The sequence below is a fragment of the Ottowia thiooxydans DSM 14619 genome, from assembly GCF_000422885.1.
In the GTDB taxonomy this organism is placed as follows: Bacteria; Pseudomonadota; Gammaproteobacteria; order Burkholderiales; family Burkholderiaceae_C; genus Ottowia; species Ottowia thiooxydans.
The window spans coordinates 88,769-114,572 of the sequence record NZ_KE383943.1 but is presented as its reverse complement, the minus strand read 5'-3'; the positions used below and the strand labels follow the sequence as shown (position 1 = coordinate 114,572).

Here is a 25,804-nt window from a genome sequence, read left to right as displayed (position 1 = left end):
CCTTCCACTGCGCCCTCAAACAACAGCAGACATTAAAAAACCCCACGACCAGAGGAAGTGAGGTCTTGCACAAACCCGGCGCGCCGGGAACACGTGCAATTACATGTGATCGATCATCACCTGCCCGAAACCCGAGCAGCTGACCTGCGTGGCACCGTCCATCAGACGCGCGAAGTCGTAGGTGACGTGCTTGCTGTCGATGGCGCGCTCCATGCTGGTAATGATCAAGTCGGCGGCTTCTGTCCAGCCCATGTGGCGCAGCATCATCTCGGCGGAGAGAATTTCGGAACCGGGGTTCACATAATCCTTGCCGGCATACTTGGGGGCGGTACCGTGTGTGGCTTCAAAGCAGGCCACGCTATCGCTCATGTTGGCGCCGGGGGCAATACCAATGCCGCCCACCTGTGCGGCCAGAGCATCGGAAATATAGTCGCCATTGAGGTTCAGAGTGGCGATGACGCTGTATTCCACCGGGCGTAAAAGAATTTGCTGCAGAAAGGCATCCGCTATGGCGTCTTTGATGACGATGTCTGCGCCAGTCTTGGGATTCTTGAATTTGCACCAGGGGCCGCCATCGATCGGCACGGCACCAAACTCTTTTTGCGCCAAGGCGTAAGCCCAATCACGGAAACCACCTTCGGTGTATTTCATGATGTTGCCCTTGTGCACGATGGTCACGCTGGGCTTGCCGTTGTCGATGGCGTACTGGATGGCCTTGCGCATCAAGCGCTCAGTGCCCTCGATGGACACCGGCTTGATGCCAATTCCGGAAGTTTCAGGAAAGCGAATCTTGGTGACACCCATTTCCTTGGTGAGGAATTCGATCAGTTTGATGGCCTTCGGGCTTTTGGCCTCGTACTCAATCCCGGCGTAGATGTCTTCAGAGTTTTCACGGAAGATCACCATATTGACCTTCTGCGGCTCTTTGACCGGCGAAGGCACACCCTCAAAGTACTGTACGGGCCGCAGGCAGACGTACAGATCGAGCTCCTGGCGCAGCGCGACGTTCAAGGAACGAATGCCCCCACCCACAGGCGTGGTCAATGGTCCTTTGATGGAAACGACATAGTCGCGCACGGCATGAAGCGTTTCCTGCGGCAGCCATTCATCAGGACCATAAACGCGCGTGGATTTCTCGCCAGCGTAGACCTCCATCCAGTGGATTTTGCGACGGCCTGCGTAGGCTTTTTCGATCGCGGCATCAACGACTTTGATCATCACCGGAGTGATGTCTGCACCGGTTCCGTCTCCCTCGATAAAAGGAATAATGGGATGATCGGGAACGTTGAGCGTGAAATCCGGGTTGACGGTGATTTTTTCGCCGTCCTGGGGGACCTTGATGTGCTGGTACATGCTTGCTGTCTCCGCTATGCTGGCAGTGAGCCACTGGCGGCAAGCCCGTACTCTTAACGAGACCCGCCGAAGAAAAATGATTCTAGCCGCCACAATGCAGCCTGGAGTGACAGCAAACCCGTGCATGGCCTGAACAGACCATCATTTCCTAGATGATCCACATGATTACTCTTCTCCGCAGTTTCATACTGGCCGCAGCCAGCCTGGTGGCCACCCTGCCGGCTCTCGCGCAACGCGAGCCTGTGGGCAATCCCCAGCTGGAACTTCCGCGCACCACGATTTCTGTTGGAATGCAGCGGATAGACGCCCAAGTGGCCGCCACGCCCGAACAGCGCCAGATTGGCCTGATGCACCGGCGTGAGATGCCTCAGCACGAAGGCATGCTGTTTATTTTCGAGCAGCCGGCCGTTCAATGCTTCTGGATGAAAAATACGTTGATCCCGCTCACCGCGGCCTTTGTGCTGGATGACGGCACCATCGCCAATCTGGCTGATATGAAGCCCCTGGATGAATCCAGCCATTGCTCCGTCAAGCCAGTGCGCTATGTGCTGGAGATGAACAAGGGATGGTTTGAGCAACGGCACCTGCGCGCGGGGGCCAAGCTGCGGGGGCCGGTGTTCGAGGTTCGGCGCTGATGGGCTGGTCTATCGAGGCTCGATGAGGCGCACGAGCGGATGTTGGTGTTAGGCACGTATAACGACCGCAGCGCTCCAATCAACTGCTGCTTGCCCCCTTCCCAACCTTCCCCCAGCGGGGGAAGGAGTAAAACCAGCTCACAGCTTCGGGTTCGGGCTCTCAAGTCGGTAAGCTTGCTTGTATCAGTCTCTCTCAAGGGGAAGGAGCAGGTCGTCAAGCAGGCTCCGCCCCCAGGTGCACTAGCAAACTCCGCATGATGGTTGGCAAGGCTTGCCAGTCTTTAAAGCATAAGCAAAGCTGCCTGAGAGCCCAGTCATCCGTGAGGGTCACGGTTCGGTAGCCCAGGCTCCTGCGATACCGGCTGGCAATGGTTTGGGGAACGATGGCCACACCAATGCCGTGCGCCACCATGTCGCACAGACCTTCGAACGTTTTCATGCGAATGCGCAATGTCAAGAGCCCGCCTATAGCGCGAGCCTTCTCATCAATGTGATCTTGCAGAGCACTTCCTTGCGCAAGACCGACGAAGGCCTCGCCCAAAATATCAGCAAGGCACGTCGTCCTATTCGCAGCGAGGCGATGTTCCGCAGACACGATCAGAACCAGATGGTCGCTTGCCACCGGCTGCAACACCAAGCCAGCTTTCAGGGCGCTCGGTTGTATGGCATCCGAAACAATGCCCGCCTCCGCCAATCCGGCAGCGATGAGCCGGACAATTTCCTCACTCGTACGCTCCTTCAGATCGACGTGCAAACGTGGCCGCTCAGCTAGCCATGGCGCAAGTTGCTTTGGTAGGAGCCCCGTCAACGCGCCAGTGTTGGCATACAGATGAAGCGTCCCACGCGCGCCTGCAGCGAAATCCCGCAACTCTTCCTTGAGAACAGCCTGCTGCCGCAAGATGGTCCGCGCATGATGGGCCAGGGTTTCCCCGGCTTCCGTTGGAGCCACTCCGCGCGCCCGCCGCTCCAGAAGGCGAACGCCTGCGTCCATTTCGATGTTGCGCAGTCGCTCGCTGGCAGATGCCAACGCCAAATTGGCACGCTCGGCCCCCTGGGTAATGCTGCCTGCATCCACCACGCACAGAAATAGAGTCAGGTCTGCAATATCGAGTCGCATTTTTTCTATCCACCCGAGCCTTCGGGAAAACCGAAGGATAGAGTGAAAATGCCGCATTGTGTGAAAACGCGCGTGCGGTTCCAATGCAGGCATGAGTGAATTTTCAATGCCCCTGACGCTTTTTATTCTGACTTTCCTGGCCGCAGGTTTGGTCAAAGGCGTGACTGGCATGGGCTTGCCAACCGTTGCCATGGGCTTGCTAGGTACGGGCATGCCGCCGGCCGTCGCCGCAGCCATGCTGGTCATGCCCTCCTTCGTTACTAACGTGTGGCAACTTCTGGCTGGCCCCGCCAAGGGCAAGTTACTAAGGCGCCTGTGGCCGATGATGCTGTGCATCGTGGTGGGCACAGTCGGCGGCGCGGCACTGCTGGTGCGGGTCGACCCTGCTTTGTCCAGAATGGCGCTGGGCATCATGCTCATCGCCTACGCTGGGTATGCGCTGATCGCACCGGAGTTCTTCGTTCCGCAGCGCGTTGAGCGTTGCCTGTCACCTATCGTTGGTCTTGCTACCGGAGTGATCGCCGGTGGCACCGGCGTGTTCGCAATGCCGGCCGTACCCTATTTACAGGCTTTGGGGCTGAACAAGGATGAGCTGGTGCAGGCTCTGGGCCTCTCCTTCACCATTTCCACCGTGGCTCTGGCCATCGGGCTCATGGCGCATGGCGCATTTCGCTTGGATCAATGGGGGCTTTCCGTGCTGGCCATCGTTCCGGCATTGATGGGAATGTGGCTGGGGCAGAAGGTCCGCGCCCGGATCAGCCCCAAGCGCTTTAAGCAATGCTTCCTCGCATTCCTCATCTTGCTGGGAATAGAGCTGGCATGGCGACCATTCAGCTGATCTTCGTCAGGGAAGCCAAGCGCCAGATGCTCGAACGCAATCATGCCCGGTACAAGCGTGCTCGCCGCCCCAGTGAACATCGTGGGCGCACCAACTCTCCCCAACACGCTCGAGTTTTCTTCTCAGGCTGCGATCATTTGCAAAGTATTGCGCACCATCAACAAAGCGGGGAGCGGTTGCACCTCGCGCAGTGTGATGAACACAAGATAGTCGGCCTGGAACGGCTTCGCCAACGACAATGCACGCACTCGGCCATACTGCACATACGTCTGCACGGCCGTACGTGGTGCGAAAGCGAGTAAGTCGCTGCTGGCAACCGTCGCCAGATTAGTGTGGAAGGCTGGTGACTCTATGGCGGGTGCCGGAGGTACTAAGCCCTGACTAACGAAAGCGCTGTCAAAAATCTTGCGCGCATGCGTGCCACGACCTGTCACAGCCCAGCGCTCCTGTGCCAATTGCTGCAATGTCAGCCGACGGCGGCGAGCCAATGGGTTGCGAACACCGCACGCGGCCTCGAAGGGTTCGTCAGACAGCGGGAGCACCTCCATACGTGCCATGTCGGTGGCATGCACATCCCCTACACGACCGATCACGCAATCGACATCTCCGGTGCGAAGCATCGCCAGCACGCTGCTTACTGCCCCCTCTCGGATCTGCAACCGAGGCCACTCAGCCTGTTGAGACAGGCGAGCAACCAACGCCGGGATTAGCGTCACACCGGCCAAAGGGAGCATGCCGATACGCACCAGTGGAAGTTGCGGAGCATCTTTACTCGCCCGGGTGATCGCGTCTAGCGCACCCAAGGCAATACGAAGGCGTTCCAGTGCGAAGACGCCCGCCCTCGATAGCGCGCCTCCCCGGGCGTTGCGGTCCACTAAGGTAGCGCCGAACGCATATTCCAACTCTTGCAACATCTTGGTGGTGCTGGGTTGGCTGATATGCAACAAGTTCGCGGCAGCGGTGAGCGAGCCAGATTCCGCCACAAGTTGCAGCAGGCGTAGATGTCGAATTCTCAACCGATCCAGGCGTGCTAGGCCTTGGAGTGACGCCACATCGTAAGGAAAAATGGTCTGATCAGTCATCGGAATAATGAATGAGGTGATTCGAAATGAATAGTTTACGCATATGTCTTCGAGTCCCAAAATTCAGTGCAAAGGAGACACCCATGCCACGCTTTCACCGATCCCACCCTCACAAGCTTCCTCGAGTGATGCTTGTCCTAGCTCTCGCCTCCGTTGCCACTCAGCATGTCCGGGCGCAGGAGCTTGTTTATCCCAACAAACCGGTTCGCATGATCGTAAGTTACGCTGCGGGCAACGTCACCGACTTGATGGCGCGCATGGTCGCTGACAAGCTGGCAGCGAAATGGGGGCACCCTGTCACTGTGGACAACAAGCCTGGGCAAGGTGGCAGCGTAGGGGCGCAATTAGCGGCGCGCGCGCCCGCCGACGGCTACACGCTTCTAGTCTCCGCCATGGCGGCCATGGTCATCAACCCCCACGTTTACCAGAACGTAGGCTATGACGTTCAAAAGGATTTCATCCCAATCATCAATGTTGCTTCGACCACCTCGATCATGGTGGCAACACCAGGGCTAGCCATCAGCAACTTCCCTCAATTAGTGGCCTACAGCAAGGCTAATCCTACGGCATTGAGTTATGGGACTGCAGGAAATGGCACAGTGCCTCACCTCAACATGGAACTCATCAAGCAGGAGACAGGGTTGATCGCTCAACACGTGCCCTACAAGGCTGCTGCCACTGTGCTGAATGACGTACTAGGCGGCCGTATCCAATTGCAGAGCGATTCCATTTCCGTGCTGATGCGGCAGATTCAGGCCAAAAGAGTCGTGCCAATAGCGACCAATAACTCCAAACGCTTGCCGCAGCTACCAGATGTCCCTACCTTGTCTGAGGTAGTACCCGGCTTGACCCCCGTCGTGCCCTGGTTGGGCATATTTGCGCCCTTGGGAACACCACCGGCCATCGTGTCCCGTATCGCTCGCGACGTGACAGAAATACTTGTGATGCCCGACGTCAAGGAAAAATTCGGTGGCGTGGGGTTAAGCATCTCCGCCGAAGGCTCCGCAGCATTCGCCCAAACCATTGCCAAGGACTATGTGCGCCTGGGCAAGCTCGCAAGAACTCTGAATCTCAAGGTGGACTGACGTCATGGCGTTGAACGAAATGACGATGGTGACGCAGGCCACGCCGAAACCCCTTCTGGGCGTGCGCGTCGTCGACTTCACCACCGTGCTCGCAGGCCCTTACTGCAGCTACCAGCTGGCACTGCTGGGTGCGGAGGTCACAAAATTGGAACGACCCGACGGTGGCGACTGGGCTCGCAGCGGCAAGGTGCTACCCGACGTGCCCGAGTTTTCAGCCCAGTTCGTGGCCCAGAATGCAGCGAAACGCTCGATCACGTTGAACCTGCGGAGTGAGCGCGGCCGGGAGTTAGCACTGCAGCTAATAGCACAGGCAGACGTGGTGGTGGAGAATTTCGCGGGTGGCGTGGCGGACCGCCTGGGCATCGGTTATGAGGCTGCGCGTAGCCGCCGGCCGAACATCGTCTATTGCGCGATGTCGGGCTGGGGCCAGACTGGCCCCATGGCACCGCGTCCAGCTTACGACCACGTAGTACAGGCGGCTTCTGGTATCACTATGCTTACCGGCACTCCCGAGACCGCGCCCAACCGTATAGGCCCGCCTTTATTCGACTACCTTACAGGCATCTACGGTGCATTCGCAGTACTGGCTGCACTACGGGAGCGAGACCGCACCGGCCAAGCGCAGATGGTGGATATAGCAATGCTCGACACGGGGTTGGTGGCCATGGCATCGACCTTGTCGGCCATCCTCAACACTGGTGCTGAGCCTCAAGCCACGGGTAACACCGCTGCCAGCGGTGCCTCCGCGTCCGGCATCTTCGAAACGGCGGATGGTCTTTTGTCCATGACAGGTAACCAGGAAGCCCAAACCGCACGTCTATGCGAGGTCCTTGGACTCTCCCATCTGCTCAATGAGGTGCGTTTTGCTACCGAAGCCGCACGCGTGCAGCACGCGGGAGCGTTCCGTAGTGCCCTGACTACAGCCTTGCTCAAACGTCCAGCGCGAGAGTGGGAAACCCTTCTAGCTGAGGCCCGCGTACCGGCGACTCGGGTGCGCACCGTATCGGAAGCATTAGCGGAGCCCCAGGTGCAGAAACGAGGAGTTGTGCAGAAAATTCGAGACCCTAGCTCGGGAGTAGAGCTCCACGTCCCGGGGTTGGGCTTCCTGTGGAATAGTCAGCCCGTGGGCCCGGCCTTCGCTCCGCCACGGCTGGGCGAGCACACAGGTGAGACGCTACACGCATTGGGACTGAACGGCGAAGAGATAAATGCCCTGCGACGTGATGGCATCATTTGATTCACAGCTGACCTCCATTGTTCAAACCACAGGCCGTTTGCGCGACCTCGGATAGGACTTGAGGACGGTCTCAACCGACCTTGAGTTGAACCCCATCCAGGCTAGGCGCACTCAAGGGCGCAGCCAAGCATCCCTCGCGCACGCGGCCAAAGCGACCACCGGTATTCGGGTGGGCATTCCAGTCAGCCAGCGCCTGCTCCAGTTCTGCCTGGGTTCGCGCCACGAAATTCCACCAAAGGATGATGTCTTCACCAAAAGGCACGCCGCCCAGCAATAGCAGTTGAGCGTCGGCGCCACAAGACACTTCCAACGTGGAGCGACCGGGGGCAAAGTAAAGCCATTCGCCGGGCTTGATCGGTTCGCCCCCCACCGAGAGCGTACCGCGCAGAGCCATGGCCGCATACTCAAAATCAGCTCGCAAAGGCACTTCGGTCTGCGCCGCACCGCTGGCTGCGAAATCGATACCTACCAAGGGCGTATGAATGCTGGCCGGTGACGTCTTGTTCCAAGCGGTGCCCGCCAGCACAGTGGCGCGAAATCCGCCCACATCAAGGGCGGGTAAATCGGGGTAATTCTCAAACGCCGGTTCGCGTTCGTGCTCCCCTTGCGGCAGAGCGATCCACAACTGGGCAGCGTGCAGCTGGGTGCCATCGTGCAGGGAGTCTTCGGTGTGGGAGATGCCTCTCCCCGCCGTCATCAGGTTGACCTGGCCAGGGCGAATGACTTGCTCATTGCCCAGCGAGTCACGGTGCACCACCTCGCCTTCAATCAGCCAAGTGAAAGTTTGCAACCCAATGTGCGGGTGCGCACCCACATGCATGCCTTTGCCCGGAGCAAACTGCTGTGGGCCGGCATGGTCGAGAAAGCACCAAGCCCCAACGGTACGCCGTTCCCGGTAGGGCAAGGCCCGCGCGACGGGTGTGTCTTCACCCACGACGGAGATGCGGCTGGCGTAACGCTGGGCAGGTACAAATGAAGTCATGTTTATCACCTTGCGCCATGTGCCAGGGAAATGGCTTGATATTCGGGATGCTTATCTATGTAGGCCTTCACAAACGAGCAATCAGGACGCACCTTCAGGTGATTGCTCACCGCGTAGTCGAGGACATACTTCACCAGCGCGCTACCGACCCCACGCCCACCCAGAGCCTTGGGCACGATGGTATGCAGGTAGGCAATGCCACCGGGAAAGCGCTCGAACACTTCGACAGCTGTGTGGCCGTCCACCACCAGCTCGAATCGGCTCTCGGCTTCGTTTAGGACAACAGGAGGAAGTTCAGTAGTCATGCGTTCTCTTGGTGACAGCGATAGGGAAATATTACCCGCTCAAACGGTTTGTCCGGCTCTCATCCCAGCAGCCAGAAAAAGAATCATTTCGCGCAACGCTTTGTCGAACTGCCGGCCGTTGCTGACTCCGTCGGAGAGTACTTCAAGCCGGCCCGTATCCGCGAGCACGTACTGATATGTACCCAGTACGAAAATGAATCGCCAGACCACCTGCTCAGCCTCGAGTTCCGGCAAACTGCGTGTAAATGCCTGGACAAAACGATGCGATGAAGAGTCGTACAGCGTAGAGCGCAATTTTTTGCCAAAGGGGGTGCCGTCGAGTTGCAAGCGAGCCTGCATGCGCATGAAGTTGCGCCCATCCGGTCCGCTCAACGCCAGGCGCACTGCCGGAGCCAGGAAGATCTCGATCAGTCGCTCCAGCGGAACCGGCTCGCCCGCACTCTTTGATTCTTCTTCCTCGAGAAGGCTCATGCGCTCTTCGACCATCGGCTGACCATTGCGCATATAGGCCTCGAAGAACAAGGCTTCTTTCGTTTTGAAGAAGTAATGAATCATGCCTTGGTTGACTTGCGCCGATTCAGCGACGTTTCGCAAGGAGCAACCATCGAAGCCGTGTTCGGCGAAGAGCTCTGCCGCTACTCGCAAGATGGCATCTCTGCCGGCTGTCTTGGGCCGACCCGCTTTCCTGGGAGCAGCCGATGGAACGACATCGTTGACGCGAGAACTTGGGGGCATGAAATGTTCGAAGTGAGCTAACGGGAAGTGGATGAAGTACCCGAAGCCAATCTTCATGATACCCGCGCTTGCATCCAGACAGATTCGGCTTTTATAATAATTACTCACTTGACTAACTAAGTAATTTTTTACCCAATAATATTACGGAGACTTCATGAAATCGATTTCGCTAATGCTGCGTTGCGTAGCAGCACTGGCCCTCGCGGTTTTCCTCGGTCCGGCTCTGGCTCAATATCCTGAACGCCCCGTTCGCTTGATCGTGCCCTATCCGCCCGGTGGCGGAACTGACAACATTGCCCGTTTGCTGGCGGACAAGCTCTCACAGCGCATGGGAAAGTCCTTCGTAGTGGACAACCGCGCCGGTGCGAATGGGAACATCGGTGCGGATGCGGTAGCCAAGGCCAAGCCTGATGGCTATACCTTGCTGCTGGCCGGCCTGGGGCCGTTGGCGGTGAACCCGGGCCTGTACGCCAAGATGCCCTATGACCCCGGGACCGCTTTCGCGCCTATCGTCATGGTGTCGTCCGCTCCCCTAGTCCTCGTCGCGGGTCCTTCCGCGCCTTCCGGCGACTTGCGTCAACTCATCAGTCACATGCGCGAGCACCCTGGCAGCCTGACCATGGCCAATGCGGGAGAAGGCTCGCCCCATCACATCTGCGCCGGCCTCTTCACCAAGGCGGCTGGAGTGACGGGCACGCATGTGCCATACAAAGGCGCCGCGCCCGCCATCACCGATTTGCTGGGCAGCAGCGTGCAAGCGCTGTGCGAAAACGTCGGCACAATTGGTCCCTACCTCAAGTCGGGCAAAGTACGGCCTTTAGCTGTCTCCACCCGTAGCCGTACCAAATTGCTGCCGGATGTGCCGACCTTCGAGGAGGGTGGCCTGCCGCCCATCGATTTCTCGCTGTGGTTCATGCTGGTGGCCCCAGCGGGCACCCCTGCGGACGTGATCTCGCTCCTGAATCGCGAGGCCAATGCAATCTTGCTCCAGCCAGACACGGTTGACCGATTTAGCGGCATCGCGAACGAACCCGTAGGCGGCTCTGTACAAGCAGCCCAAGATCACCTGCGAAAAGAGACGCAGCGCTGGCCTGGCCTAGTCAAATCTATTGGTTTGACCCAGCAATAAGCGCCTCAGCAACAACCAAGTATCACTCATGCGTCATATTGACTTATCTGTATCCATAGAAAACGGGTTGCAGGTTGACCGCCCTGGCAACGAGCCACGTATTCGCTACCAGCATCACCTAGAGACCTTTGAGGCCCTGGCCAAACCCTTCGCTGGCCTGCGGCTCGAAGACCTGCCGGGCGGCGAGGCCTGGGCCGTGGAGCGCATCGACCTTTCCACCCACAACGGCACGCACATGGACGCGCCCTGGCACTATGCCTCCACCATGGATGGCGGCCAACCCGCTGCGACCATTGATGAGGTCCCTCTGGACTGGTGCCACCGGCCTGGAGTGAAGCTGGACCTCCGCCATCTGGCTGACGGCTATGTAGCCACCGCCGCCGATATAGAGGCCGAGTTGCGCCGCATTGGTCATGAGCTTCAGCCCCTGGATATCGTGCTGATCAACACGGCCGCAGCCGCGCGCTACGGACAGCCCGACTACCTGGACAGCGGCTGTGGCATGGGCCGGGAAGCTACGCTCTATCTCACCGCCCGCGGCGTGCGGGTTGTGGGCACCGACGCCTGGTCCTGGGACGCACCTTTTTCCTATACCGCTAAACGCTATGCCGCCACTGGTGACGCTTCCCTGATCTGGGAGGGTCACAAGGCGGGTCGCGAGCAAGGCTACTACCAGATGGAAAAACTAGCTAACCTCGATCAGTTGCCGCCCAGCGGCTTTCAAGTCATTTGCTTTCCCGTAAAGATTCACAAGGCCTCGGCCGGCTGGGTGCGGGCTGTCGCGGTGCTGCCATGAACGATACATTTACTCCAATCGACAGCGCAAAGCTGACCACCGCTCTACTTGGCACCTGGTTTTTGCGCGAAGCGTATGCCTTGGGCCCTGAAGATCAGCGCTTGTTCGAGGTCTACGGCCAGCGGCCTTCCGGCATCATCCACTACGGTGCCGACGGGCGCATGATGGCTCTCATCACGCACGATGGTCGCCAGCGCATGTCCGGCCTGGACCGCCAAGATGGCAGTGAACAGGAGAGCGCTGCGGCCTACAAGGCTAGCATTGGCTACGCCGGCAGCTACAACCTGGAAGGCAACTGGATCACCCATCACATCGACGTTTCCACCTATCCCAACTGGATAGGCACTCGTCTTCGGCGCCAGGTGTTCCTCAAGGACGACACCGTGGAACTACTCACCGCACCGCAGCCGCAAAACGGCGTGGAGACTGTTATCAAACTGGTCTGGCAGCGTGAACCCATCGGGCTCGGACTGCTCCCGGGCCAAGCCCAATCCATCAACCCTAGCGCCGCTTGATAACCATCGTGGGTCTGCGCTCGGCACTGGTGTCAGCCAGATGAAGCTCGGGCGATGCTGGCGTTAAAGGGAAGGCAGCGCAGCTGAACTGTCATCCCAAGCGGCTTGGTGCCCTGTCGCTTTTGGCCGGCAAGCCCATCGAAACTCAAAAAAAGCCCGGAAGGCGTGAACCTTCCGGGCTTTGTTGCGAGGAATCCGAGAATCCGGCAATCAGACGGATGCAGCTTCCAACGCCTTGTTAAAGGTAGCGCTGGGGCGCATGACCTGCTCGAGCTTTGCGGTATCTGGCTTGTAGTACCCGCCGATGTCGACCGGCTTGCCCTGAACATCCGCCAGCTCTTTGACAATGGTCTGTTCGTTGTCAGCCAGTGCTTTAGCCAAGGGCTTGAAGCGGGCAGCCAATTCAGCGTCCTCTGTCTGGCCGGCCAACTCTTGGGCCCAGTACATGGCCAGGTAGAACTGGCTGCCACGATTGTCGAGCTGACCAGTACGTGGGTTGGGGTTTTTGTTGTTGTCGAGCAAGTGCCCCGTGGCTGAATCCAGGGTCTTGGCCAGCAGCTTGGCTTTGGAGTTACCGTTTTTCAGGCCCAGGTCTTCCAGGGAGACTGCCAGTGCCAAGAACTCGCCCAGCGAATCCCAGCGCAGGTGGTTTTCCTCGACCAGTTGTTGCACATGCTTCGGTGCGGAACCACCAGCACCTGTTTCGTACATGCCGCCGCCAGCCATCAAAGGCACGATGGAGAGCATTTTGGCGCTGGTGCCCAGTTCCATGATGGGGAACAGGTCAGTCAGGTAATCCCGCAAGATGTTGCCCGTGGCGCTGATGGTGTCCAGACCGCGAGCCACGCGCTCCAGCGTGTAGCGCATGGCGCGCACCTGGCTCATGATCTGGATATCCAGGCCGTTGGTTTCGTGCTCATGCAGGTACATCTTGACCTTGGTGATGAGCTGCGCTTCGTGCGGACGGTAGGCATCGAGCCAGAAGACAACGGGCATGCCCGAGTTGCGCGCGCGAGAAACCGCGAGTTTCACCCAATCGCGAATAGCGGCGTCCTTGACCTGGCACATGCGCCAGATGTCGCCGGCCTCAACGTTTTGGCTCATCAGCACTTCACCAGTGGCCAGATCGGTGATGTTGGCAACGCCGTCTTCAGGAATCTCGAACGTCTTGTCGTGCGATCCGTATTCCTCGGCCTGTTGAGCCATGAGACCCACGTTGGGCACGGTACCCATGGTTTTAGGGTCGAACGCGCCGTGCCATTTACAGAAGTTGATGATCTCCTGATAAATACGGGCAAAGGTGGACTCAGGCATCACGGCCTTGACGTCTTTCAGCCGGCCATCAGCACCCCACATCTTGCCGCCATTGCGAATCATGGCAGGCATGGAGGCATCCACGATCACATCGTTGGGAGAATGGAAGTTGGTGATGCCCTTGGCCGAATCCACCATGGCCAGCTCAGGACGGTACTCGTGGCAGGCGTGCAGATCACGCTTGATTTCGTCTTGCGTGCTCTGAGGCAATGTGGCGATCTTGTTGTAGAGATCAACCATGCCGTTATTGACGTTAACGCCCAGTTCTTCGAACACTTTGGCGTGTTTTTCGAACGCTTCACGGTAGAAGATACGCACGCAGTGGCCAAACACGATGGGGTGCGAGACCTTCATCATGGTGGCTTTCACGTGCAATGAGAACATCACGCCGGTCTTGTGAGCGTCTTCAATCTCTTTTTCATAGAAGGCCAGAATTTCCTTCTTGCTCATGAACATGGAGTCAATCACCTCACGGTCTTTCAACGCGACCTTAGGCTTGAGCACAATGGTTTTGCCGCTTTTGGTGATGAGTTCCATCTTGACGTCACGCGCGCGGTCCAGCGTCATGGACTTTTCGCCGTGATAGAAGTCACCGTTGTGCATGTGCGAGACATGGCTGCGCGATGCCTGGCTCCAATCGGCCATGCTGTGCGGGTTCTTGCGTGCATATTCTTTGACCGCCTTGGGCGCGCGGCGATCGGAATTACCCTCGCGGAGCACGGGGTTGACCGCACTGCCGATGCACTTGTTGTAGCGGGCGAGAATCTCTTTTTCCTTGTCATCCTTTGGGTTTTCCGGATAGTCAGGAATCTTGTAGCCCTTTTCTTGCAGTTCCTTGATGGCGCTTTTCAGCTGCGCCACAGAAGCGCTGATGTTGGGCAGTTTGATGATGTTGGTCTCTGGCTTCAGCGTGCGCTTGCCCAGTTCGGCAAGGTTGTCTGGAACGCGCTGCTCTTCAGCCAGATATTCAGGAAATTGGCCCAGAATGCGCCCGGACACAGAAATGTCACTGGTTTCAACAGTGATCCCAGCCGGCGCCGCAAACGTGCGGATGATGGGCAAAAACGACGCCGTCGCCAGCAACGGCGCTTCGTCGGTAAGGGTGTAGACGATGGTGGATGACTTGTCGCTCATGTGTTTTCTCCGGTAATCAATTTCGGCCAGCCACGCTTTTTAGCACCTTGGAACAGGCTCCTGAAGGGTGCCAGCGGGCATCAGTCGCAGCGCGTATTTTGACAAATCGCGCGAGCACAACTTATCGATCATCCCATACCCTGATTACACGACTGTTGCTCAGTGTCAAGAGGCCGGTGTTCGAGCCAACGCCGCTGCGGACACTTTGTCTTATAGGAGATCACAGCGAATGAGATCAGAATGAGGAATGGACGCCCTGTTTTTATCGCGAATCCAGTTCGGATTTGTCATTTCCTTCCACATTCTTTTCCCGGCATTCACCATTGGGCTCGCCAGTTGGTTGATGTTTCTGGAAGGATGCTGGCTACGCACGCGCAAGCAAGCGTGGATGGATCTCTACCAATTCTGGGTCAAGGTTTTTGCCATCTCCTTTGGCATGGGTGTGGTCTCCGGCATTGTGATGAGCTTTCAGTTTGGCACCAACTGGGCCTTGCTGTCTGAGCGGGCTGGCAGCGTGATCGGGCCTTTGCTCAGCTATGAAGTGCTCACCGCTTTCTTTCTCGAAGCAGGTTTTCTGGGCGTGATGCTGTTTGGACAGAAGAAGGTGCCCGCTGCTGTGCACTTTTTCTGTACCTGCATGGTGGCCCTTGGCACCCTGATCTCCACCTTCTGGATCATCGCCGCCATCAGCTGGATGCATACGCCACAGGGCCATGAGGTAGTGGGCGGGATATTCGTACCGGCCGATTGGTCGGCCATCATCTTTAACCCGTCCATGCCCTACCGGCTCGCGCATATGGTGCTGGCCGCCTTTATTACCACCTGCTTCGTCATTGGAGGGGTCAGCGCCTGGCATTTGAGACGCGGCACACAGCCCGAGCTGGCCGCGCGCATGCTCAAACTGGCAGTCGCATTTGGCGTGATCGCGGTGCCTCTTCAGGTGCTGGTGGGCGATCAGCACGGGCTGAACACGCTCAAGCATCAGCCGACCAAGGTGGCAGCCATGGAAGCGCACTGGGAAGACGGCCCACCGGGCGAAGGAGTGCCGCTGATCTTGTTTGCCGTGCCCAGACAAGCCGAGGCCCGCAACGACTACGAAATTGCCATACCCAGGCTCGGTAGCCTGATTCTTACTCACACCCTGGATGGCACCATCCCGCCGCTCAGCGCCGTTCCTGCGGAAAACCGCCCCCCCGTTGCTCCGGTTTTCTACGCCTTTCGCGTCATGGTGGGGTTGGGAATGCTCATGCTCCTGGTGGTTACCGTGTCAGCTTTCGCTTGGTGGCGTGGTTGGCTCCTTAGCTCACCCTGGCTTCTCAACGCCTGGAGACTGCTCAGCCCGGCCGGGTTCATCGCCTTGCTATCCGGGTGGTATGTGACTGAGATCGGGCGCCAGCCCTGGGTGGTTTATGGGCTTATGCGCACATCAGAAGCCGTGAGCCCCAATCTGACTACAGCGCAGGTGGCGACTTCACTCGCGAGCTATGCCAGTGTCTACGCGATTGTCTTCGGCGCGGGCATCTGGTATCTATATCGCCTGCTGAAAAAGGGCCCTCAACCCCATGAAAAAGCACCAGACCCCGAAGGGGGCCTGAAAACGCCGGCGCGCCCGCTCTCTGCGGCTGACGAGTCTGACATTGCCGAAAGAGGTACCCCATGACTGCCAGCGAATGGTTGCCCGTGGTCTGGTTCGGCGTCATCGGCTTTGGTGTGCTGATGTATGTATTGCTGGACGGGTTCGTACTCGGTTTGGGCATTTTGGCGCCCTTTTCGGAAGACGAGGCGCAACTGGATCACATGATGAACACGGCCGCCCCCATCTGGGACGGCAACGAAACCTGGTTGGTGCTGGGAGGAGCTGGGTTGCTGGCGGCTTTCCCAAAAGCCTATGCAGTGGTGCTCTCTTCCTTGTATCTACCGGTCTTGGTCATGCTGCTGGCTTTGATCTTCCGTGGCGTGGCGTTTGAATTCCGTTTCAAGGGCCAGGGGTTTGCCAAGCGCGCCTGGGGTGCGGCCTTCAGCCTGGGCTCTATCGTGACGGCGTTCATGCAAGGGATCATTCTTGGTGCGCTGGTCACGGGCTTGCCCTTGGTTGACGGTAGGTACCACGGCGGGGCATTCGGCTGGTTCAGCCCCTTCTCCATGCTCACCGGTGCCGCGCTGGTGTTTGGCTACGCGCTCCTGGGAACTGGTTGGCTGATCCTCAAGACCGAAGGAAACCTGCACCGCATGGCGCGCAATATGGCGCGCCCGTTGGTGCTGGCCGTGTTGGTTTTCATGGGATTGGTAAGCGCCAGCCTACCGTTTCTCGACTCCCGCCTGATGTCGCGCTGGTTCGCCAATGACAACTTCCTCTGGCTCTCTCCCGTACCAGTGCTCACCCTAGGCACTGCTTTCATGCTCTGGCGAGACGCCCTGCCCTCACCAGGTAGAAAGTCTCACGACGCGAGGCCCTTTCTCTGGACGCTGTTGCTCTTTCTGCTGGGCTTTGCAGGCCTCCTGCTGGGCATGTGGCCTTTAATCGTGCCGCCCCAACTCACCATCTGGGATGCCGCTTCCCCCCCGGAATCGCAGGCTTTCGCACTTTGGGGCCTGGTCTTTCTGCTGCCGCTCATCCTGGGCTACACCGCCTGGTCGTATAGCGTGTTCAAGGGCAAGGTGCTGGCGGATGCGGGGTATCACTGACCATCCCTAAAAAGGTTTTGGCGCTTTCCCTGAGAGCGCGCTGAGACCAGCCAGGAGGAGCGAAGGCCGAGGTCGATTACCTCCATCTGTGAAACAGTGTGTTGAGTGGCGATGGGTGTTTGACGCGGTGGATTCCCGGTAAGGTTGAGGCCTACGAAGACAAGAGTTCTTCGCACTCATTCCTTCAACCCTGCTTAAGTATCGCCACCATGTCCAAAGTTCTGGTTCTCTATTACTCTTCGTACGGCCACCTTGAAACCATGGCCAACGCTGTGGCTGAAGGTGCGCGCTCTGCGGGCGCCCAAGTCGATGTCAAACGCGTCCCTGAAACCGTGCCAGCCGAAGTAGCCAAAGCCGCCTATTTCAAGCTCGACCAGGCAGCGCCTGTAGCGACCGTTGACGAACTGGCGAACTACGACGCCATCGTGATTGGCGCACCTACACGCTTTGGCCGTATGCCCTCGCAGATGGCCGCCTTCCTGGATCAGGCTGGTGGTCTGTGGGCCCGCGGAGCTCTCAACGGCAAAGTCGGTGGCGCATTTACCTCCACCGCCACACAACACGGTGGTCAGGAAGTGACTCTGTTTTCCATCATCACCAATCTGATGCACTTCGGTATGGTGGTGGTGGGCTTGCCTTACAGCCACGCAGGCCAGATGACGATTGACGAGATCGTGGGTGGCAGCCCCTACGGCGCGACCACGATCGCTGGCGGCCAAGGCCAGCGCCAGCCTAGCGCCATTGAACTCGACGGTGCTCGCCACCAAGGTAAATTGATCGCCGAGACAGCCAACAAACTGTTTCCCGCCTAAGCGCGTTCTCAAAGGCAAAACGCCCCTCTTATCGCAGGGGCGTTTCCTTAACCCGTTCCTCTTTGTTCCCTTGGGCCTACGGGATCTACTGTAGAGCCCGCAGCAGCATTCCCTGCAATTGCCTCGGAATGCGGTGCAAGGCTTGAATGGCGTAGGCCTGATGCCCGAAGATCCGGGCAATGGCGGGGCGGTCTTCGTCACCGCCAGCCAGACACATCGTATGGATACCCGAGCGGCGAGCCTTCAGCACCGCATGGCGAGCATCTTCGACCAGATAGCGGGGGTCGAACACATCCACATCGCTGGGGGCTCCATCGGTCAGTACCAGCAGCAAGCGGTGGTGTTCAGCCCGCGCGCCGAGACGCCCCGTGGCATGGCGCAGGGCACTGCCCAGGCGCGTAGAGTGCCGGGCCTGGGCGCTGTGCAAGCGGGCTGTGGCGTCCGTGGCCGTATCGAAGTCCAGCAGGCACTCGTAGCTTATGGCTTGTCGAGTGTTCGAGTTAAAGCCATGAATAGCCGCCTTCCCGCCCATGGAGCGGGCCACGCGCAGGAGAGACACGCTGGCGCCGCGTGCCAGCGACAGCAGACTGCCACCTTGTGGAAGCTCGGCACTCATGGAAGCCGACAAGTCCAGCAGTATGAGTAAGGCGAAGGGCTGCGGCCGTGCATGCGGGCGCTCAAACACACGCGTATCAGGTAACGCCCCCATGGCTTCATCAACCTTTAGACGCACGCAGGAATCCAGATCCAGCGCCGGGCCATCAAGCTGACGCTTGAGAGCGCGGGGGCTGTTTTCATTCAGCAAGGATTTGCTACGCGCGCCGGCCACGGGCACGATCAAGGGCGCGTTCGCATATTCATGCACCGCAGCCCAACCCGGTTTCAGGTGCTTGATTCGATAGTCCCACTCGGGATACCAATAAATGGACGGAGTGGCCAGTTGCGGCGCAGGATCGGCGGAGTCAGAACTTGCACGTTCCAGGGCTCGTGAAGTCTCGATGTCCGTCGCCTGCGCGCTGGTCAAATCGTGTTGCCAAAGCCAACTATGGTCGTCACGGTAGGCGATGGGCTGAGTGTGGTTCGGCTCCATGCGCACGCGCATCTGCCCAAGTTCGTTGGCCAGGACGTTTCCCAGCCGACGATACACAGCCGCATCGCCCCAGCCGAACTGAACCGCCGCCTGAGCTACACGCTCACGCGCTCGGCCCACCCAGGGATTGGGATCCACCCATTCCTCATCCCACAGGGCACGACTGAGCCGCGCCAGCAGGGCCTCCAACCCCAGACCTTCGGCGGACGACGCGCGCAGTGCACTGAGAAACCAATGCCGTGTGCCTGGAAATCGCTGGGCGAGCAGATGCTCCACCCGTGCATCCTCCAAGCTCGCGATAACAGCCAGCCCCATGGGCTTCATCGCGGCAGTGGGCTGGTGTGGTGTGGAATACAGCCAGTGCGCGGCGGCATGTGCCACTGCGGCGTTGCGGCCCGCCGTGGGCAGGTCAGACGTCAGCAGCAAAGAGGCATCAGCCAATACAGGGCGCGCGTGAGCGCCCTCTTCGGCTGACAAGACTTGTACATGCCCAGCCTTACCCGAGAGCGCATGCAACAGCAGCGCTGCGCCTCTTAAAGGGTCTTTCGGATGGTCAGCCGACACAGGCTTGGGCCAGCGCGTGCAGGCTGGCTTCCACCTCAGGGTCGTCACTAAGAGCTTGAGTAACATTCAAGCGCACTGCATCCATGATGTCTGCACCATCGCGAATCAAGTAACCGGCACGAATCAACATGCGTGTGGAGGCGCCTTCGTCGAGACCCTCCTCCAGCAGAGCGCGCGTGCGTCCTGCCAGCTTCACAAGTTGCTCGGCTACCTCCAGGGCCACTCCGGACTCGTGCGCCACGATCGCGGCTTCTGCCTCCGGCGCTGGATAGCCAAATGAAAAACTCCCGAAACGCTGCCGAGTAGAGGGCTTCAGCCCTTTGCCTCTTCCCTGGTAGCCGGGGTTGTATGAAGCCACTAACAGGAAATCTGGGTGAGCACGCAGTAATTCGCCATGACGCTCCAGAGGCAATATGCGGCGAGCGTCGGTCAGCGGATGTATGGCTGTGGTGGTGTCGGCGTGGGCTTCGACGATCTCGTCGAGATAACAAATGCCTCCGTGCCGCGCGGCCATGGTCAGCGGCCCATCCTGCCAAAAGGTACCGCCGGAATTGAGCAAATACCGGCCCGTGAGATCAGCAGCAGTCATGTCTTCATTGCAGGCTACCGTGACCAACGGCAAGCCCAGGCGCCACGCCATGTGCTCTAGAAAACGCGTTTTTCCGCAACCTGTGGGCCCTTTCAGGAGCAAGGGCAAGCGGTGCTTCCATGCGCGCTCAAACAGTTCAATCTCGCCTGCCACGGGGGCGTAGTAAGGCTCATCGATCAATCTGAATTCATCAAGCGGGTGGGGCACCACTTACCTCTCCTCGACGGCCAAAACCTCAGCGATGTTCCGGCGCCTGATTCGGAATGCCTTCGATGGGACACTCCGGCGTGCCCACGGTACTGCGCGTGAAGGCCTCCACAGACTTACGCGTTCCTTCAGGATCATTGATCCATCTGGAATAGAAGTCATATGGGCAGCTGGCTTCACCTTGAACGCCATCGCCCGAATTGATCATGCCGGTATAGCCTCGGTGCACCAGCTTGAACAAATGGTTTTCACTCTGCCCGTTCTTGCGGAAGTCACGAATGAGGCTTTTGGATAGGGCGGCGTACTGCACGCCATACTCTTCCTCGCCACATTCCCCTAGCGTTCGGCCGTCAAAGCCGATAAGCGCGCTATGACCGAAGTAGCTGTAGACGCCATCGAAGCCTGCTGCGTTGGCCACAGCCACGTAGGTGTTGTTGGCAAATGCCATGGCTTTGCTGATCAGGATCTGCTGCTCCTTGGCCGGATACATGTAGCCTTGGCAGCGCACGATGAGTTCAGCTCCTTTCATGGCGCAATCGCGCCATATTTCGGGGTAATTGCCATCGTCGCAGATGATGAGACTGACCTTCAACCCCTTGGGGCCATCGCTCACATAAGTGCAGTTGCCTGGATACCAGCCTTCGATGGGAACCCAGGGCATGATCTTGCGATACTTCTGCACGATCTCGCCCTGGTCGTTCATCAAGATGAGCGTGTTGTAAGGCGCCTTGTTGGGATGCTCCTCATGGCGCTCCCCGGTCAAAGAGAACACACCCCAAACTTTCGCCTTGCGACAGGCCGCCGAGAAAATCTCGGTTTCATCGCCGGGAATGCAGGCCGCCGTGTCGTACATCTCCTGCGAGTCGTACATGATGCCCTGGGTGCTGTACTCCGGAAAAATCACCAGATCCATGCCCGGCAACCCTCGCTTCATGCCAATCAGCATGTCGGCAATCTTGTGTGCGTTGGCCAGCACTTCCGCCTTGCTGTGCAAGCGCGGCATCTTGTAGTTGACAACGGCCACACCGACTGTGTCGTCACTGCTTGAAATATCGCCGTGGATCATGGTGAAGTGCTCCCTAATTTCAGAAGGTGTGAATGAATCCTGCGTGCCCGAAAGGGCCGTCAAAAGCCGCCCGATCAAGGCACAAAGCGCAGACATAGCTCGGGCTAGCGAGCATTTGCAACGCCGAGCGGGTAGTTTTTGACGGTCAAGGCGGGCATGAGGGATCCGTTCGCACCTTCTTAGTGGCTGATCATCCAGGGACGACGGCCAACTTGTGACTTCATGGCGGGCTGCTCCGCCGGAGTCGCCTTGGCTTTGGCCTTGGTTCCGCAGCAGCCGCAACCACTTGGGTGGCGCAAGCGTCCGTAGTTCCCGGGATCCACATCGCGTGACGAGCGCGGCGCGTGCCGCGAACGTTCATTGACCTCCACCGCACGGCGTTGCTGCGGGGTGGTGCAAGCCAAAGCCGGCGCCTGCGACATGACACGCCGGGAAGCAGTGCCACACCATGGGCATTCACAAGGCTCGTTGCGATCAGCCAGCCTGCGAATTGCATCGAATTCGCCGCAGTCATCACATGCATAGTCGTAGGTTGGCATGACGGCTCCTTTTACTTGTCTTGAGAGATCGGCATATCGATGCTGCCATCGATGTGTTTGATCGGGCCCGAGGCGTTGGGATTGATGTCGAAGTCAAAGATCTGCGTTGGCAGCCAGAGCGTGGCACAAGCGTTGGGCACATCCACCACTCCGCTGATATGCCCCTGCACCGGAGCCGTACCCAGAATCGAGTACGCCTGTGCACCCGAGTAGCCAAACTTCTTCAGGTACTCAATAGCGTTAAGACACGCTTGCTTGTAGGCCACGTTCACATCGAGGTAGTACTGCTTTCCACTTTCGTCGACGCTGATGCCCTCGAAGATCACGTAGTCGTTGTAGGCGGGTGTGATGATGCTGGGCTTGAAGATCGGGTTTTTGATGCCGTACATCGCCATGCCGCCCTTGATGATCTGCACCTTCATGTGCACCCATCCGGCCATCTCAATAGCGCCGCAGAAAGTGATTTCGCCATCGCCTTGGCTGAAATGCAAGTCGCCTACAGACAAGCCAGCGCCATCCACGTAGACCGGAAAGAACACCTTGGAGCCACGCGACAAATCCTTGATGTCGCAGTTGCCGCCGTGCTCGCGCGGAGGCACGGTGCGCGCGCCAGAGGCGGCCGCCTTGTCGCGCGCTTCACCCTTCATGGAGCCCATGTGAGCGGTGCCCGCGAAGGGAGGGTTGGCCAGGTTGCCAGCAGGGTTGGTGTCGATGAGCTTTTGCTCACGGGTATTCCAGTTTTCCAGCATCTTGGGATCAGGCAGCGTGCCGATCAAACCAGGGTGGATCAAACCAGCGTAGCGCACGCCGGGAATGTGCCGTGACTTGGTGAACATTCCCTCAAAATCCCAGATGGATTTTTGCGCCAGAGGAAAATGGTCAGTCAGGAAGCCGCCGCCATTTTTCTGCGAGAAAAAGCCATTGAAACCCCACTGACTTTCTTGCTTGGCGCCAATGTCCAGCAACTCCACCACCAGCAGATCACCAGGCTCAGCGCCTTTCACACCCACCGGGCCTGAAAGGTAATGCACGGTGGTCAGATCGACATCACGGACGTCATCCGCGCTGTCATTGTTCTTGATGAAACCGCCCGTCCAATCGTAGGTTTCAAGAATGAAATCGTCACCAGGATTGACCCAGCAGGCCATGGGAATATCCGGATGCCACCGGTTGTGCACCTTTTCGTTGGTGGTTGCAGGCTGAGAAAGATCGACCTTGACGAGGGTTTCTGCCATGACGTGCTCCTTATGGTTGGCTGGAAATGAAAAGGGCTCCAAGCTTTTCATCTTGGGAAAGCCCGGAGATTGGAAAAATCAAACCGAGAGATACGACTTGATGCGCCCTTGGTCGGTGTCTGCTCTGGCTGTTTCGTGCACCAGTCGCCCACCTTCGATGACGAACAAGCGATCGGCCACATCCATCGCAAACGAAAGCACCTGCTCAGAAACCACGATGGTCAACCGGCGCATTTTTCGAATTTCATTGAGCGCGCGGGCGATGTCCTTGATGATGGAAGGCTGGATGCCTTCGGTAGGCTCATCAAGCAAGAGCACTTTGGGGTTGGTGACCAGCGCTCGCGCGATGGCGAGCTGCTGTTGCTGCCCACCGGAAAGGTTGCCTCCCTTGCGCCCACGCATGTCCCACAGCACCGGAAAGAGCGCGTAGATCTCATCGGGGATGGATTTATCTTTGGCGTTCTCCAGACCGGTCTGGATGTTCTCAGTCACCGTCAAGGTGGGGAAAATCATTCGGCCTTGCGGCACGTAGGCAATCCCTTTGGCCACACGGCGAAAGCTAGGATCTTTGGAGATATCCTGCCCAGCCACTGTGACCTGGCCACTTTTGATGGGCAAGACCCCCATGAGGCTCTTGAACAGAGTGGTTTTGCCCATCCCATTGCGGCCCATGATGGCGACCGTTTCATTGGCTTCTGCCTCGAACGAGATGCCATGCAACGCCTCGCTTTGGCCATAGGCCACGAACAGATCTTTGACTTTCAGCATTGCGTTTCTCCCTTGCAAGTGGGCTCAGTGACCCAGGTAGACATCGATGACCTTTGGATCGGCCTGCACCTTTTCCATGGAGCCTTCGGCAAGAATCTTTCCTTGGTGCATGACAGTCACCTTGTGGGCAATCTTCTTGACGAACTCCATGTCATGCTCGATCACGATCACCGAACGGTTCTTGCAGATGCGGTGCAGAAGCTCGGCGGTGAGATCGCGCTCTTTGGCGCTCATGCCTGCGATGGGTTCATCGAGCATCAGCAGCTCAGGCTCCTGCATGAGCAACATGCCAATTTCCAGCCATTGCTTCTGGCCGTGGGAAAGCAAGCCGGCCTCCGTCTCCAGCTTGTCAGGAAGGCCAATTTCGGCCGCCACGGCTTCGATGCGTGAACGCACTTCGTCGGTGCACTTGAATGCGAGCGCGCCAAATACCGAGCGGCCACTGGGATAGGACACCTCCAGGTTCTGGAAAACCGAGAGGTTCTCGTAGATGGAAGGCGTCTGGAACTTACGGCCTATTCCACGGCGTACGCGCACATGCTCTGGCAAGCCAATGATCTCTTCATCTTTGAACTTGATGCTGCCGGCGCTCGCACGCGTCTTGCCGCAAATCAGATCCAAAAGCGTGGTCTTGCCGGCGCCATTGGGGCCAATGATCACTCGCAGCTCGTTCTTGTCGATGTAGAGCGCGAGGTCGTCGATAGCCTTGAAGCCATCAAATGAAACGGTGAGATCCTCCACCGTCAACGCGAAATCGATATTGGCCATTCTTCGAATCCTCAGGTTTTTCTCAAGCACCCAGCCGCTTCAAGCCGCGGGGATGGAAGATGCAGGCGTCTCAGCTTCTTGCTTCACGGCTGCAGGCTTGGCCTTGGGTGGTGGCAGACCACCCGCCTTGGAGACCGCGGCACGGCGCGACTTCCACCATGGAACGATCTTGTCGGCCCATACGCCTGCCAGCCCCATCGGAAACGCCATGGTTACGCCGATGAAAAGCGCAGCCACGAGGAACAACCACATATCGGGGAAAGTCTCAGAGAAATAGGTTTTTCCCCAGTTCACCAGCAACGCTCCATACACCGCACCCACCAGGCTCATTCGGCCGCCCACGGCAGCGTAGATGACCATTTCGATAGAGGGCACGATACCGACGAAGCTGGGGGACATGAAGCCGACCTGCAAGGTGAACATGGCGCCGCCTATGCCGGAAAGCGCAGCAGCCAGGCAGAAAACGAAGATACGGAAGCTGGCGACGTCGTAGCCCGAAAACCGCACACGGTCTTCTTTGTCGCGCATGGCCAGGAGCAGCGTTCCCAGCTTGCTGGTCTGGATCCAGCGGCACAGCACGATGGAGGCAAGCAACAAGGCCACACAGACAAAGTACAGGATGTACTTGGCACTGTCTGTACGCACATCCCAGCCCATCAAGGTCTTGAGATCGGTCATGCCGTTCACACCGCCGGTATAGCCTTGCTGGCCGATGATGAGCACAGTAAGAATCAGCGCCACAGCCTGCGTGATGATGGCGAAGTACACGCCCCCTACCCGGCGTTTGAACATGGCGAAGCTGATGATGAACGCCAACAGTGTGGGCACCACAATCACCGCAGCCAGGGAAAACGGAAGGCTCTTGAAGGGCAGCCAGAATGAAGGCAGTTCCGTGAGCTGATTCCAATCCATGAAGTCAGGAATGCCTGGCGTGGACTGGATCTTGGTGCTCTCAGGGTCCGAGGCTTCAAGCTTGAGGAACATGGCCATTGCGTAGCCACCCAACCCGAAGAACACGCCTTGCCCAAGGCTCAGCACCCCTCCGTAACCCCAAAGCATGACCAAGCCAATGGCCACGAACGCGTAGGTCAGGTATTTACCAACCAGGTTGAGTCGGAAGATATCCAGGGAGAGCGGCAGTACAACCACCAGCAGTCCGGTAAGGATGAGCAGGCTTCCGAACTGATATCGAGTGATCCAGGCTTTTAAGGTATTCATGAGAGT

Annotated in this window: 25 protein-coding genes; 10 read left to right on the top strand and 15 right to left on the bottom strand. The window is 58.3% G+C overall.

Annotation, left to right across the window (positions count from 1 at the left end):
- Positions 1–99: 99 nt before the first annotated feature.
- On the bottom strand, positions 100–1,353 hold the full coding sequence (icd, locus tag G518_RS0129795) for an NADP-dependent isocitrate dehydrogenase (RefSeq protein ID WP_028605587.1): 1,254 nt from the start codon (positions 1,351–1,353) through the stop codon (positions 100–102).
- Between the two features lie 161 nt (positions 1,354–1,514).
- Between icd and G518_RS0129790 the strand changes: the two genes are divergently transcribed.
- Positions 1,515–1,988 (top strand): DUF192 domain-containing protein, encoded by a 474-nt coding sequence (locus G518_RS0129790; protein WP_036596705.1) that lies wholly within the window; start codon positions 1,515–1,517, stop codon positions 1,986–1,988.
- A gap of 214 nt (positions 1,989–2,202) precedes the next feature.
- On the opposite strand, the gene G518_RS0129785 is transcribed toward G518_RS0129790, so the two are convergent.
- Positions 2,203–3,105, bottom strand: a complete 903-nt coding sequence (locus G518_RS0129785) for a LysR substrate-binding domain-containing protein (protein WP_028605585.1) — start codon at positions 3,103–3,105, stop codon at positions 2,203–2,205.
- Positions 3,106–3,196: 91 nt separating this feature from the next.
- Between G518_RS0129785 and G518_RS0129780 the strand changes: the two genes are divergently transcribed.
- The gene (locus G518_RS0129780; RefSeq protein WP_028605584.1) at positions 3,197–3,943 is read left to right on the top strand and encodes a sulfite exporter TauE/SafE family protein; all 747 of its coding nucleotides are present in this window, start codon (positions 3,197–3,199) and stop codon (positions 3,941–3,943) included.
- 122 nt (positions 3,944–4,065) lie between these two features.
- Here the strand turns inward: G518_RS0129780 and G518_RS37630 are convergent, their stop codons facing one another.
- Entirely contained in the window at positions 4,066–5,025 is a 960-nt protein-coding gene (locus tag G518_RS37630; RefSeq protein ID WP_051237553.1) for a LysR family transcriptional regulator, read from the bottom strand.
- 83 nt (positions 5,026–5,108) lie between these two features.
- Here G518_RS37630 and G518_RS37625 point away from each other — a divergent pair, with 83 nt between their 5' ends.
- The gene (locus tag G518_RS37625) at positions 5,109–6,110 is read left to right on the top strand and encodes a Bug family tripartite tricarboxylate transporter substrate binding protein (protein WP_051237552.1); all 1,002 of its coding nucleotides are present in this window, start codon (positions 5,109–5,111) and stop codon (positions 6,108–6,110) included.
- 4 nt (positions 6,111–6,114) lie between these two features.
- Entirely contained in the window at positions 6,115–7,347 is a 1,233-nt protein-coding gene (locus G518_RS0129765; protein ID WP_028605583.1) for a CaiB/BaiF CoA transferase family protein, read from the top strand.
- 70 nt (positions 7,348–7,417) lie between these two features.
- On the opposite strand, the gene G518_RS37620 is transcribed toward G518_RS0129765, so the two are convergent.
- The 3 genes from G518_RS37620 to G518_RS0129750 are packed head-to-tail and all read right to left on the bottom strand — an operon-like array spanning position 7,418 to position 9,369.
- The gene (locus G518_RS37620; RefSeq protein WP_036596590.1) at positions 7,418–8,329 is read right to left on the bottom strand and encodes a pirin family protein; all 912 of its coding nucleotides are present in this window, start codon (positions 8,327–8,329) and stop codon (positions 7,418–7,420) included.
- A 5-nt stretch (positions 8,330–8,334) separates the two neighbouring features.
- The gene (locus G518_RS0129755; RefSeq protein WP_028605582.1) at positions 8,335–8,634 is read right to left on the bottom strand and encodes a GNAT family N-acetyltransferase; all 300 of its coding nucleotides are present in this window, start codon (positions 8,632–8,634) and stop codon (positions 8,335–8,337) included.
- Positions 8,635–8,673: 39 nt separating this feature from the next.
- On the bottom strand, positions 8,674–9,369 hold the full coding sequence (locus G518_RS0129750; protein WP_169458028.1) for a TetR/AcrR family transcriptional regulator: 696 nt from the start codon (positions 9,367–9,369) through the stop codon (positions 8,674–8,676).
- A 154-nt stretch (positions 9,370–9,523) separates the two neighbouring features.
- Here G518_RS0129750 and G518_RS0129745 point away from each other — a divergent pair, with 154 nt between their 5' ends.
- The 3 genes from G518_RS0129745 to G518_RS38930 are packed head-to-tail and all read left to right on the top strand — an operon-like array spanning position 9,524 to position 11,809.
- Positions 9,524–10,498 carry a Bug family tripartite tricarboxylate transporter substrate binding protein gene (locus G518_RS0129745; RefSeq protein WP_084652396.1) on the top strand — a complete coding sequence of 325 codons (975 nt, stop codon included), beginning with the start codon at positions 9,524–9,526 and terminating at the stop codon, positions 10,496–10,498.
- 28 nt (positions 10,499–10,526) lie between these two features.
- The gene (locus G518_RS0129740; protein WP_028605579.1) at positions 10,527–11,294 is read left to right on the top strand and encodes a cyclase family protein; all 768 of its coding nucleotides are present in this window, start codon (positions 10,527–10,529) and stop codon (positions 11,292–11,294) included.
- Positions 11,291–11,809 (top strand): lipocalin-like domain-containing protein, encoded by a 519-nt coding sequence (locus G518_RS38930; RefSeq protein WP_051237551.1) that lies wholly within the window; start codon positions 11,291–11,293, stop codon positions 11,807–11,809. Before G518_RS0129740 ends, G518_RS38930 begins: the two co-directional genes overlap by 4 nt.
- 210 nt (positions 11,810–12,019) lie before the next feature.
- Here G518_RS38930 and G518_RS0129730 read toward each other — a convergent pair whose 3' ends face one another.
- Positions 12,020–14,257 (bottom strand): NADP-dependent isocitrate dehydrogenase, encoded by a 2,238-nt coding sequence (locus G518_RS0129730; protein ID WP_028605578.1) that lies wholly within the window; start codon positions 14,255–14,257, stop codon positions 12,020–12,022.
- 247 nt (positions 14,258–14,504) lie between these two features.
- On the opposite strand from G518_RS0129730, the gene G518_RS0129725 reads away from it, so the two are divergent.
- The 3 genes from G518_RS0129725 to wrbA all read left to right on the top strand — a co-directional run bounded on the left by G518_RS0129725 (position 14,505) and on the right by wrbA (position 17,754).
- Entirely contained in the window at positions 14,505–15,917 is a 1,413-nt protein-coding gene (locus G518_RS0129725; protein ID WP_028605577.1) for a cytochrome ubiquinol oxidase subunit I, read from the top strand.
- Complete coding sequence (cydB, locus tag G518_RS0129720; protein WP_028605576.1) at positions 15,914–16,942, top strand: cytochrome d ubiquinol oxidase subunit II; 1,029 nt, start codon at positions 15,914–15,916, stop codon at positions 16,940–16,942. Before G518_RS0129725 ends, cydB begins: the two co-directional genes overlap by 4 nt.
- Positions 16,943–17,151: 209 nt before the next feature.
- The gene (gene wrbA, locus G518_RS0129715; RefSeq protein ID WP_028605575.1) at positions 17,152–17,754 is read left to right on the top strand and encodes an NAD(P)H:quinone oxidoreductase; all 603 of its coding nucleotides are present in this window, start codon (positions 17,152–17,154) and stop codon (positions 17,752–17,754) included.
- 85 nt (positions 17,755–17,839) lie between these two features.
- On the opposite strand, the gene G518_RS37610 is transcribed toward wrbA, so the two are convergent.
- The 8 genes from G518_RS37610 to urtC form a co-directional block, all read right to left on the bottom strand.
- Positions 17,840–19,456, bottom strand: a complete 1,617-nt coding sequence (locus G518_RS37610; RefSeq protein ID WP_211231778.1) for a nitric oxide reductase activation protein NorD — start codon at positions 19,454–19,456, stop codon at positions 17,840–17,842.
- Complete coding sequence (locus tag G518_RS0129705) at positions 19,398–20,204, bottom strand: CbbQ/NirQ/NorQ/GpvN family protein (RefSeq protein WP_028605574.1); 807 nt, start codon at positions 20,202–20,204, stop codon at positions 19,398–19,400. Before G518_RS0129705 ends, G518_RS37610 begins: the two co-directional genes overlap by 59 nt.
- 28 nt (positions 20,205–20,232) lie before the next feature.
- The gene (locus G518_RS0129700; RefSeq protein ID WP_028605573.1) at positions 20,233–21,270 is read right to left on the bottom strand and encodes an aliphatic amidase; all 1,038 of its coding nucleotides are present in this window, start codon (positions 21,268–21,270) and stop codon (positions 20,233–20,235) included.
- Positions 21,271–21,449: 179 nt separating this feature from the next.
- Complete coding sequence (locus G518_RS0129695; protein ID WP_028605572.1) at positions 21,450–21,809, bottom strand: FmdB family zinc ribbon protein; 360 nt, start codon at positions 21,807–21,809, stop codon at positions 21,450–21,452.
- Between the two features lie 11 nt (positions 21,810–21,820).
- Entirely contained in the window at positions 21,821–23,044 is a 1,224-nt protein-coding gene (gene fmdA / locus G518_RS0129690) for a formamidase (RefSeq protein WP_028605571.1), read from the bottom strand.
- Between the two features lie 78 nt (positions 23,045–23,122).
- Positions 23,123–23,812, bottom strand: coding sequence for an urea ABC transporter ATP-binding subunit UrtE (urtE, locus tag G518_RS0129685; RefSeq protein WP_028605570.1), 690 nt, complete (start codon positions 23,810–23,812; stop codon positions 23,123–23,125).
- A gap of 24 nt (positions 23,813–23,836) precedes the next feature.
- Positions 23,837–24,580 carry an urea ABC transporter ATP-binding protein UrtD gene (gene urtD / locus G518_RS0129680; protein WP_028605569.1) on the bottom strand — a complete coding sequence of 248 codons (744 nt, stop codon included), beginning with the start codon at positions 24,578–24,580 and terminating at the stop codon, positions 23,837–23,839.
- A 39-nt stretch (positions 24,581–24,619) separates the two neighbouring features.
- Positions 24,620–25,798, bottom strand: a complete 1,179-nt coding sequence (gene urtC, locus G518_RS0129675) for an urea ABC transporter permease subunit UrtC (protein ID WP_028605568.1) — start codon at positions 25,796–25,798, stop codon at positions 24,620–24,622.
- Positions 25,799–25,804 lie beyond the last annotated feature (6 nt).

Coding starts and splice junctions, on each gene's coding strand:
- icd (WP_028605587.1), bottom strand. CDS start 1,353: ATGTACCAGCACATCAAGGTCCCCCAGGACGGCGAAAAAATCACCGTC.
- G518_RS0129790 (WP_036596705.1), top strand. CDS start 1,515: ATGATTACTCTTCTCCGCAGTTTCATACTGGCCGCAGCCAGCCTGGTG.
- G518_RS0129785 (WP_028605585.1), bottom strand. CDS start 3,105: ATGCGACTCGATATTGCAGACCTGACTCTATTTCTGTGCGTGGTGGAT.
- G518_RS0129780 (WP_028605584.1), top strand. CDS start 3,197: ATGAGTGAATTTTCAATGCCCCTGACGCTTTTTATTCTGACTTTCCTG.
- G518_RS37630 (WP_051237553.1), bottom strand. CDS start 5,025: ATGACTGATCAGACCATTTTTCCTTACGATGTGGCGTCACTCCAAGGC.
- G518_RS37625 (WP_051237552.1), top strand. CDS start 5,109: ATGCCACGCTTTCACCGATCCCACCCTCACAAGCTTCCTCGAGTGATG.
- G518_RS0129765 (WP_028605583.1), top strand. CDS start 6,115: ATGGCGTTGAACGAAATGACGATGGTGACGCAGGCCACGCCGAAACCC.
- G518_RS37620 (WP_036596590.1), bottom strand. CDS start 8,329: ATGACTTCATTTGTACCTGCCCAGCGTTACGCCAGCCGCATCTCCGTC.
- G518_RS0129755 (WP_028605582.1), bottom strand. CDS start 8,634: ATGACTACTGAACTTCCTCCTGTTGTCCTAAACGAAGCCGAGAGCCGA.
- G518_RS0129750 (WP_169458028.1), bottom strand. CDS start 9,369: ATGCCCCCAAGTTCTCGCGTCAACGATGTCGTTCCATCGGCTGCTCCC.
- G518_RS0129745 (WP_084652396.1), top strand. CDS start 9,524: ATGAAATCGATTTCGCTAATGCTGCGTTGCGTAGCAGCACTGGCCCTC.
- G518_RS0129740 (WP_028605579.1), top strand. CDS start 10,527: ATGCGTCATATTGACTTATCTGTATCCATAGAAAACGGGTTGCAGGTT.
- G518_RS38930 (WP_051237551.1), top strand. CDS start 11,291: ATGAACGATACATTTACTCCAATCGACAGCGCAAAGCTGACCACCGCT.
- G518_RS0129730 (WP_028605578.1), bottom strand. CDS start 14,257: ATGAGCGACAAGTCATCCACCATCGTCTACACCCTTACCGACGAAGCG.
- G518_RS0129725 (WP_028605577.1), top strand. CDS start 14,505: ATGGACGCCCTGTTTTTATCGCGAATCCAGTTCGGATTTGTCATTTCC.
- cydB (WP_028605576.1), top strand. CDS start 15,914: ATGACTGCCAGCGAATGGTTGCCCGTGGTCTGGTTCGGCGTCATCGGC.
- wrbA (WP_028605575.1), top strand. CDS start 17,152: ATGTCCAAAGTTCTGGTTCTCTATTACTCTTCGTACGGCCACCTTGAA.
- G518_RS0129700 (WP_028605573.1), bottom strand. CDS start 21,270: ATGATCCACGGCGATATTTCAAGCAGTGACGACACAGTCGGTGTGGCC.
- G518_RS0129695 (WP_028605572.1), bottom strand. CDS start 21,809: ATGCCAACCTACGACTATGCATGTGATGACTGCGGCGAATTCGATGCA.
- fmdA (WP_028605571.1), bottom strand. CDS start 23,044: ATGGCAGAAACCCTCGTCAAGGTCGATCTTTCTCAGCCTGCAACCACC.
- urtE (WP_028605570.1), bottom strand. CDS start 23,812: ATGCTGAAAGTCAAAGATCTGTTCGTGGCCTATGGCCAAAGCGAGGCG.
- urtD (WP_028605569.1), bottom strand. CDS start 24,580: ATGGCCAATATCGATTTCGCGTTGACGGTGGAGGATCTCACCGTTTCA.
- urtC (WP_028605568.1), bottom strand. CDS start 25,798: ATGAATACCTTAAAAGCCTGGATCACTCGATATCAGTTCGGAAGCCTG.